Origin of the sequence: Endozoicomonas atrinae, assembly GCF_001647025.1 — a bacterium.
Classification (GTDB): Bacteria; Pseudomonadota; Gammaproteobacteria; order Pseudomonadales; family Endozoicomonadaceae; genus Endozoicomonas; species Endozoicomonas atrinae.
The window spans coordinates 1-224 of record NZ_LUKQ02000968.1; the positions used below are offsets into that span (position 1 = coordinate 1).

Sequence of the window (224 nt, forward strand, 5' to 3'; positions counted from 1 at the left end):
CAACAACGCTGCCATCGTTGAGAACAGCCACACTTTCGTTATAACTGGTGTTGTTATTAGGGTCATCATAAACAGTGATGACGCTACCTTGGGCTACGCCATTGCTATCATAACGCTGCATCTCAATGGTCGGGCCTGAACTGTTCCAGACATTGAGGAAACCACCGTCGGGCAAGGCGACGAGGTCACCGTAAAAACCACCACCGGAAGTGGTTTCTGTTGAG

Annotated in this window: 1 protein-coding gene; it reads right to left on the minus strand. The window is 50.0% G+C overall.

Annotation, left to right across the window (positions count from 1 at the left end):
* The coding region (locus tag AK963_RS34770; protein WP_175404858.1) for a hypothetical protein at positions 1–224 on the minus strand (224 nt) is incomplete at both ends.